Genomic DNA, 4563 nt, shown 5'->3' on the forward strand with positions numbered 1-4563 from the left:
GCCGGAACGCTGGCCGTCGCTGAGGCGGGCGCCGCCCGAACGCTGGCCGTCGCTGGGGCGGGCGCCGGAACGCTGGCCGTCACGACGGCGGGCGACTGCGGTGGCAGGGGCTGGGTGGGCACCCGGATGGTCGCGGTCGGAGGCTCGGTCGGCAGCGAGTGGTCACGGAGCGCGGTGGCGACCTGCCGGGCGGTCGGCCGATCGGCCGGGTTCCGGGCGAGGCTGCGCAGGCAGATCTGGGCCACCGGCGGGGGCAGGTCCGGTAGGTCGGCCAGCGTCGGCGGCGGACCACTGGCCAGCGCGGCGCTGAGCTGCTCCCAGGTGTCCGCCGGGTACGGGACCCGGCCGGTGAGCGCCTCGTGCAGCAGCACGCCGAGCGAGTAGACGTCGGTGGACGGCTGGGCCGGCGCGCCGTCGAGGCGTTCCGGGGCGACGTACGCCGGGGTGCCGAAGGTCTCGCCGTCCTCGTCCTCGTCGGGCGCGCCGATCCGGGTGGCGATGCCGAAGTCGAGCACCTTGACGCCCGTCCCGGTCATCATCACGTTGGCCGGGGTGATGTCGCGGTGCACGATGCCGAGCCGGTGCGCGGCGGCCAGCGCGTCCGCGACCTGCGCGCCCACCTGGACCGCCTCGGTCCACGGCAACGGCCCCTCGGTGAGCCGTAGCTTCAACTCCTCCCCGCTGAGCAGCTCCATCACCACGAACGAGGTGATCGAGCCGTCCGGGTCGACCGTCTCGCCGTAGTCGTGCACGGAGGTCAGATGCGGGTGCACGAGTTGGGCGGCGGCGCGTGCCTCCTCGCGCACCATGCCCCGGAACCGCGCGTCGGCGGCGAGTGACGGGGCGAGCACCTTCAGGGCGACCACCCGGTCCAGTACCTCGTCCCGGGCACGCCAGATGACCGACATGCCACCGGCGCCGATCTGGTCCAGAAGTCGGTATCTGCGAGCCAGCAATCGGCCCGGATGCAGTGCTGCCTTCACGGATCGCACCTGCCTCAGGGGTGGGAGCCGTATCAGGTTGCGCGAATGTGTGCTGGCTGTCAACGCCGTCGCCACCCGCCGTCGACGGGCGGCGCCTGCCGTGCGCTGACCGTCGGTTGACGGCGGCCCACCGGTCGGCGGCGGGCCCGTGCCAGGATGGCAGACATGGCGGGGGGACCGGTGGCGTTCGTGCTCGGCGGCGGGGGAGTGCTCGGCGCGGTCGAGGTCGGCATGTTGCGCGCGCTGTTCCGCGCCGGCATCCAACCCGACATGGTGCTCGGCACCTCGATCGGCGCGGTGAACGGCGCGCTGGTCGCCGCCGACCCGTCCGAGGCGGTGACCGACCGGCTGGTCCGGCTCTGGGCCTCACCGGAGGCGAGCGAGGTGTACGGCGACTCGGTCGCCCGGCAGTTGCGCCGCTTCGCCGCCCGCACCCACCTGCACTCACCCCGGCCGCTGCGCCGCCTGCTGGAGACCGAGCTGGGGGTGGACACCACCTTCGCCGACCTGCGGGTGCCGTTCCGCTGCTGCGCCGCCCACATCGAGCGGGCCGCCGAGCACTGGTTCGACAGCGGTCCGGTGGTGCCGGCGGTGATGGCGTCGGCCTCGGTGCCGGGCCTGCTTCCGCCGATGCAGATCGACGGCGCGCACTACGTGGACGGCGGGATCGTCAACTCCATCCCGATCGGCGAGGCGGTGGCCGTCGGCGCCCGCCGGATCTACGTCCTGCAGGTGGGTCGGATCGAACGGGAGCTGACCCCGCCCCGCCGGCCGTGGGAGATCGCGCAGGTCGCGTTCGAGATCTCCCGCCGGCACCGCTTCTTCCGGGAGATGGCGGCGCTGCCCGAGGGGGTGGAGGTGCACGTCCTGCCGACCGGCGGGCTCAACCCACGCGACGACACGCCGTGGGCGTACCGGGACATGGCGGCGGTGGGACGGCGGATCAGCCGCGCGTACACCGCCTCCCGGCGCTACCTCGCCACCCACCTGGAGCGGTGATGCCGCTGCCTCCCCGGTGGCTGCGTCGACTGCTGCTCGCCCCCGCCGTCGTGCTGCTCGCCTTCCTCGTGGTCACCACGTTGCCGATCTGGGCGCTGCTCGCCGCGGCCGCGTCCCCGCTGGTCCCGGGCCGGTTGCGCCCGCTGCGACTGCTCTGGATCGGCTGCTTCTACCTGGTCTGGGACGCTGCCGCGCTGCTCTCGCTCTTCGTGCTCTGGGTCGTCTCCGGGTTCGGCTGGCGGACCCGGTCGCCGGCCTTCCAACGCGCGCACTACGTGCTGGCCGGCTGGTTCCTGCGGGTGCTGTTCTGGCAGGCACGTTGGACACTGCGGTTGCGCATCGACGTGGTGGGCACCGACCCGGACACCGCGTTGCCCGGCCGGCCCGAGCTGGTGCTCTGTCGGCACGCCGGGCCGGGCGACTCGTTCATCCTGATCCACGGGCTGGTCAACTGGTTCCACCGGGAGCCGCGGATCGTCCTGAAGGACAGCCTCCAGTGGGATCCGGCGATCGACGTGCTGCTCAATCGGTTGCCCAACCGGTTCATCGCGCCGACCCCGGAGCGCGGCGAGGAGACGGTACGCCAGGTCGGGCACCTGGCCACCGGCCTGGACGACAACGACGCGTTCGTGATCTTCCCCGAGGGCGGCAACTTCACCCCCAAACGACGGCTGCGCGCCATCGCCCGGCTGCGCTCCCTCGGCCTGGAACGGATGGCCCTGCGCGCCGAGCGGATGCGCCACGTGCTCGCCCCGCAGCCCGGTGGGATGCTCGCCGCGTTGGACGCCGCACCGGACGCCGGGGTCATCTTCGTCGCCCACACCGGGCTGGACCGGATGCTCACCGTCGCCGACGTGTGGCGGGAGCTGCCGATGGACAAACGGATCGTGATGCGGTTCTGGTCCGTGCCGCCGGAGGACGTACCGACCGGACGACAGCAACGCATCGACTGGCTCTTCGATTGGTGGGCGCAGATTGATGCCTGGATCGCCGCTAACCGGTGAGCGCGAGGAGTGCAGCGAAGCGGAGCCCCGCAGTCGCGAACGAAAGGCCGGACCGGTGAGCGCGAGGAGTGCAGCGAAGCGGAGCCCCGCAGTCGCGAACGAAAGGCCGGACCGGTGAGCGCGAGGAGTGCAGCGAAGCGGAGCCCGCAGTCGCGAACGAAAGGCGGGCTCCGCGGCGTCTGGCCGCGTAGGGTGCGGGCGTGGACGAGATCTGCGTGGTGACAACGGTGGTGGATGCGCGTTCGGTCGCCGACGTGTTGGCGGCTGCGGCCGTTGCCGGCAGGCTCGCCGCCTGCGCCCAGGTGGGTGGTCAGGTGGACAGCACCTACTGGTGGCGGTCCGGGATGGAGACGAGCACCGAGTGGTCGGTGCAGTTCAAGACCGCACCGGATCGGCTCACCGCGCTGCTGGACCAGATCCGGGTCAGCCACCCGTACGAGGTGCCGGAGATTTTGGTGTCCAGGGTGGAGAGCGGCAACCCCGACTACGCCACCTGGGTGTACGAGCACACGCGATCCTGAGTACGCGCACTCTGGGTCGCACCCCGGTCGGCTGTCGATGATGACCGGGTGGACGACACCCGTTACCCCTGCCCCGCCTGCGGTGCGCCGGCCGATTTGAGTGCTGGTTGCTCCGGTTGCCGGCGCGCGCCCGACCCGATCGCCGCCGAGGTGGTTCGGCTCAGCCGGGAGGCCGCCGAGCTTGAGCCGCAGGTGGAGAGGGCCCGGCGGGCGTACACCGAGTTGGCCGGACGTCTGTCGGCGGTGTCGCGACGGCGGGCCGAACTGGCGGCGGTCGTCCGTGCCGGGTTGGTTGCCCCGGTCGTGGCGCGCCCGGCGTCTCTCGTCGGGCCGGCGCCGTCCATCGGCCCGGGTCCCGGGGTCGCGGCGGATTCGCGGCCGGGTGTGGCGGAGACCTCGACCCGGACCGTCCAGGGGCTGCTCTTCGTCCTCGGTGGACTCCTGCTGGGCACCGCGGCGGTGGTGTTCACCGCGGTCGCCTGGGCGGCGGTCGGGGTCGGTGGTCGGGCGTTGATCCTGGCGGCGTTCACCGCGCTCGCGCTGGGCGTACCGCTGCTGGCGGTCCGCCGAGGGCTGCGCGGCACGGCGGAGACGTTCGCCGCGGTGGGGTTGCTGCTGGTGGTGCTGGACGGTTACGCGGCCTGGTCGGTGGACCTGGCCGGCGTGGCCGACTGGCCGGGCAGCGGGTACGCCGCGCTGGTCGGGGGGGCCAGCGCGGCGGTCGCCGTGGCGTACGGCCGCTGGAGCGGGTTGACGGGGCCCTGGTTCGCCGCCCTGGTGGCCGCCCAGCCGGTGTTGCCGCTGCTCGCCGCCGAGGCCGGGCCGGGTGCGGCCGGGTGGACGTTGGTGCTGCTCGGGGTGGCGTTGCTGAACCTGGCCGTGCTGACCGCGCTGCGTGGCCGCGAAGGGGTGGCGCAGCTCGTCGGCCGGGTGCTGGCCGGCACCGCTCATGTCGCCGCGCTGGTTGGCGCCTCGGCGTGCGCGGTGGTGCCGCTGGTCGGTGGGCGGGCGGGGGGCTCGCCACTGCTGGCCGGGGTGCCGCTGGTGCTGGTCGCG

At 73.4% G+C, this 4563-nt stretch carries 4 protein-coding genes and 1 pseudogene; 4 read left to right on the top strand and 1 reads right to left on the bottom strand.

What is annotated here, in order from left to right; translation table 11 throughout:
- Window positions 1-983 (bottom strand): serine/threonine-protein kinase (locus PSH25_RS26585; protein ID WP_238661641.1); only part of this gene is annotated, 983 nt, incomplete at its 3' end.
- A gap of 165 nt (window positions 984-1148) precedes the next feature.
- Between PSH25_RS26585 and PSH25_RS26590 the strand changes: the two genes are divergently transcribed.
- The 4 genes and pseudogenes from PSH25_RS26590 to PSH25_RS26605 all read left to right on the top strand — a co-directional run.
- Window positions 1149-1982: a patatin-like phospholipase family protein gene (locus tag PSH25_RS26590; RefSeq protein WP_238661642.1), complete on the top strand. Its 834-nt coding sequence runs from the start codon at window positions 1149-1151 to the stop codon at window positions 1980-1982.
- Window positions 1982-2986: a 1-acyl-sn-glycerol-3-phosphate acyltransferase gene (locus PSH25_RS26595; RefSeq protein WP_238661643.1), complete on the top strand. Its 1005-nt coding sequence runs from the start codon at window positions 1982-1984 to the stop codon at window positions 2984-2986. The genes PSH25_RS26590 and PSH25_RS26595 overlap by 1 nt, the downstream gene beginning before the upstream one ends.
- Before the next feature lie 200 nt (window positions 2987-3186).
- Window positions 3187-3507, top strand: coding sequence for a divalent-cation tolerance protein CutA (gene cutA, locus PSH25_RS26600; RefSeq protein WP_091406014.1), 321 nt, complete (start codon window positions 3187-3189; stop codon window positions 3505-3507).
- Between the two features lie 48 nt (window positions 3508-3555).
- Window positions 3556-4563: pseudogene (locus PSH25_RS26605) on the top strand (SCO7613 C-terminal domain-containing membrane protein); the annotation flags it as partial.

The sequence above is a fragment of the Micromonospora foliorum genome, assembly GCF_022229015.1.
Lineage (GTDB): Bacteria > Actinomycetota > Actinomycetes > Mycobacteriales > Micromonosporaceae > Micromonospora > Micromonospora foliorum.

Excerpts from the sequence above, each read along its gene's own strand:
- PSH25_RS26590 (WP_238661642.1), top strand. The coding sequence starts at position 1,149 with ATGGCGGGGGGACCGGTGGCGTTCGTGCTCGGCGGCGGGGGAGTGCTC.
- PSH25_RS26595 (WP_238661643.1), top strand. The coding sequence starts at position 1,982 with ATGCCGCTGCCTCCCCGGTGGCTGCGTCGACTGCTGCTCGCCCCCGCC.